A 3,213-nucleotide genomic window follows, 5' to 3' on the forward strand; every position below is an offset into this window, starting at 1 on the left:
CAAAAACTTTTCGACACCGTGCTCGAAACATATCCGGTCGATCGAAACGAACTCGTCAGACTGGCAAAAAAGCGTGCGGAGCATATCGTCGGGTATCTGGCAAAAGCGGGAGTACCGAAAAGTCAGTTGAGAATAGCGGATATCGTTGAAACGGAAAAACTCGACAGAACCGGCATGATCGAGCTCAAACTGGGAATGGAAAGAAAAAACGAAAAGAAAAAGTAATATAATGTAAAAAAACGAGAGCCCTTCTCGTAAAGGAGACTACGTGAGCAAAAAGACTTTCACCATCCTCAACGACCAGACAGGTGAGAAATACACCTATCCCGTCATCGAAGCGACCCGCGGACCAAGCGGCATCGATATGCGCACCTTCTACAAGGACAGCGGCCACTTCAGCTTCGACCCCGGTTTCACCTCGACGGCGAGCTGCCGTTCGGAGATCACCTTCATCGACGGTGAGAAGGGGGAGCTTCGCTACCGCGGCATTCCTATCGAAACCCTGGCCACCGAACACACCTATCTCGAAACCTGCTATCTTCTGCTGACCGGCAAATTGCCGCACCGTGACGAGCTCGTCGATTTCGATTTCGAATTGCGCCACCGCTCCTTCATCCACGAAGGGCTCAAAAATCTCTTCGACGCCTTTCCCCAGGACGCCCACCCGATGTCCACACTCTCCTCCGCCGTGGCGGCGCTCTCTTCGTTTTACTTCGAGCACCTGACGATCAACAAAGAGTCGGAATACCAGGAGATGGCGCGGCGCATCATCGCCAAGATCCCGACGATCGCCGCCTTCTCCTACCGCCACTCCCAGGGTATCCCCTTCATCTACCCGGACATCGGCCGCAGCTTCACCGAAAATTTCCTCTACATGATGCGCGCCTATCCGGGCGGCAAGATGCACATCACGAAAGAGGGGGAAAACACGATACGCCCCATCGAGATCGAAGCACTCGATACGATCTTCACCCTTCACGCCGACCACGAGCAGAACGCCTCGACGACGACGGTGCGAAGCGTCGCCTCCACGGGCGCGCACCCCTACGTCGCCATCTCGGCGGGCATCTCGGCGCTCTGGGGCAGGGCCCACGGCGGCGCCAACGAATCGGTCATCGAACAGCTCAAGATGATCGGCAGCGTCAAAAACGTCGACAAATTCATCGCCAAGGCGAAAGATCCCGACGATCCCTTCCGCCTGATGGGCTTCGGCCACAGGGTCTACAAAAACTTCGATCCACGGGCGCAGATTCTAAAAAGGTACCAGGACAGCCTCAAAGAGGAGCTGGGGCTCGACAGCAACCTGATGCAGATCGCCTCGCGTATCGAAGAGATCGCCCTGAGCGACGAATATTTCATCAAAAGAAAGCTCTATCCCAACATCGACTTCTACAGCGGTGTCATCCTGACGGCACTCGGCATTCCCCGCAGCATGTTCACACCGATCTTCGTCATCGGCCGGACCGTCGGATGGATCACCCAGTGGATCGAGTTCAAGAAAGACAGCGACCAGAAGATCGTGAGGCCGCGTCAGGTCTATGTGGGGCCGTGAGGCCGCTCACGCTTTGCAGCAGCTGCTCGTGTTTCCCTCACAGCAGAGCAGCATATACTCCGCATCCAGGCTTCCCTGACGGGAAGCTTTCCTGAACCACTGCTTCGCCGCCTCGAGATCCTTGCCCACCCCGAAACCCTCGTAATACATCATTCCCAGATAGTACTGTGCCTCGGGATGCTTCCTGTGCTGCTTCAGCGCCGTCAACGCCTCGTCGAAGCGATCCGCCTCGTAAAAACCGATCGCCTCGTCCAGCGTATACTTTTTCTCATCCATTGAAAACCCCTTTTTCATTCCCCATCTCAAAATCCCACATCGTACGCGCCCCATCCGTGCAGCTTTTTCGCCGTCACCACATCGTAGTCGTCGAAGATGTCGATATGGTTCACCGCCACGAAGTAACCCGCCTCCAGATCGCTGTCGATCCTCTCCAGCAGCGGCGTTCCGCGCTCGATGAGCATCGTCAGAACCCCGGCGTTTTTCGTGATGCGGAAAAACTTCTTCAAAATCGTCTGTATATCGCCTTCGAGTCTCTCCGCCGAGAGTGTGACGTAGATGTTTTCGTAGACTCGGGCATGGCGGTTGTACTGTCTGGCCGCCAGATCGAGGGATTCGATGCGGCAGCAGGGATGGCTCTGCGCCTCGAGGTCGTCGATCTCGCATCCGACCGTTTTGAGATCGTATTCGAAACCTTTGGATTTCGTAAACTCGAAGAGTGTCCTGTGCAGGTCGGTAGATCCGTCGGTCAGCTGCATGATGAGCTGTCTGGGATAGTGGGGCGATATCATCTGCGTAAGCAGCGCGCTTTTTCTTGGATCGAGTCTTTGCATTCAGGCCTCCTCGTAGTCTGCCAGTTTTTCCAGCAGTTTGTCGTGATTCTTTCCGTTGGTCGCCACGATGACCGGATCGCCGAGACGGTAATCTTCGCCGCGGTGGTTGGTCACCTTTCCACCCGCTTCCTCGATGATCAGGATACCCGCCGCCACGTCCCAGGGTTTGAGATTGCACTCGTAGAAACCGTCGAGGATACCGTTGGCCACATAGCACAGGTCGATCGACGCGGCGCCGAAACGGCGGATATCCTGGGTGTGGGGCAGCAGGTTTTCCATCGTTTTGACGACCCATCTGAAGTCGCGTCCCATCTCCACTTTCGTGTAGGGAAAGCCGGTCGCCAGCAGCGACTGCTGCAGATCGGCCGTTTGGGATACTGCGATACGCTTCGCGTTGCAAAAAGCCCCTTCTTGTGCCGCGGCGGCGAAGAGCTCGTTGAGAACGGGATTGTAGACGATGGCGGCGACGGGCTTTCCATCTTCCCAGACCCCCACCGAGATGGCGCAGAAGGGGATCTTGTGGACGAAATTGGTAGTGCCGTCGATCGGGTCGATGTAGACCGCCTTTTCGGCCCGTTCATGCTCGTCGGCACTCTCTTCGCCGATGATCGTATACTCGGGAAGGATTTGCGCTATGCTCTCTTTCAGCAGATTTTCCACGGCGACGTCGTACTGTGTCACCAGATCGACGGTCCCCTTGTGGCGCACGTCTTTGGTCGCGTAGAATCCTTCGCGAAAGAGTTTTCCGGCCTCCAGAACGGCCCCTGTCAGACGATCCAACAAAAAAATTCCTTTTTTGGTAAAATTCCAGAACCCATCTCAAAAATCCCG

Annotated in this window: 5 protein-coding genes; 2 read left to right on the top strand and 3 right to left on the bottom strand. The window is 55.7% G+C overall.

Annotation, left to right across the window (positions count from 1 at the left end; genetic code table 11):
* Both Q1K23_RS08770 and Q1K23_RS08775 read left to right on the top strand, forming a co-directional pair.
* Nucleotides 1-225, top strand: a 225-nt coding sequence (locus tag Q1K23_RS08770) for a hypothetical protein (RefSeq protein WP_300363916.1), incomplete at its 5' end; no start/stop codon positions are given.
* A gap of 43 nt (nt 226-268) precedes the next feature.
* Nucleotides 269-1,552 carry a citrate synthase gene (locus Q1K23_RS08775; protein WP_300363918.1) on the top strand — a complete coding sequence of 428 codons (1,284 nt, stop codon included), beginning with the start codon at nt 269-271 and terminating at the stop codon, nt 1,550-1,552.
* A 6-nt stretch (nt 1,553-1,558) separates the two neighbouring features.
* On the opposite strand, the gene Q1K23_RS08780 is transcribed toward Q1K23_RS08775, so the two are convergent.
* The 3 genes from Q1K23_RS08780 to Q1K23_RS08790 are packed head-to-tail and all read right to left on the bottom strand — an operon-like array spanning nt 1,559 to nt 3,162.
* Nucleotides 1,559-1,828: an SEL1-like repeat protein gene (locus tag Q1K23_RS08780; protein ID WP_300363920.1), complete on the bottom strand. Its 270-nt coding sequence runs from the start codon at nt 1,826-1,828 to the stop codon at nt 1,559-1,561.
* A 26-nt stretch (nt 1,829-1,854) separates the two neighbouring features.
* On the bottom strand, nt 1,855-2,382 hold the full coding sequence (locus Q1K23_RS08785) for a hypothetical protein (RefSeq protein WP_300363922.1): 528 nt from the start codon (nt 2,380-2,382) through the stop codon (nt 1,855-1,857).
* Nucleotides 2,383-3,162, bottom strand: a complete 780-nt coding sequence (locus Q1K23_RS08790; protein WP_300363924.1) for an inositol monophosphatase family protein — start codon at nt 3,160-3,162, stop codon at nt 2,383-2,385. It abuts the gene before it with no gap.
* Nucleotides 3,163-3,213 lie beyond the last annotated feature (51 nt).

The organism is Hydrogenimonas sp. (assembly GCF_029933015.1).
GTDB lineage: Bacteria > Campylobacterota > Campylobacteria > Campylobacterales > Hydrogenimonadaceae > Hydrogenimonas.

Coding starts and splice junctions, on each gene's coding strand:
- Q1K23_RS08780 (WP_300363920.1), bottom strand. CDS start 1,828: ATGGATGAGAAAAAGTATACGCTGGACGAGGCGATCGGTTTTTACGAG.
- Q1K23_RS08785 (WP_300363922.1), bottom strand. CDS start 2,382: ATGCAAAGACTCGATCCAAGAAAAAGCGCGCTGCTTACGCAGATGATA.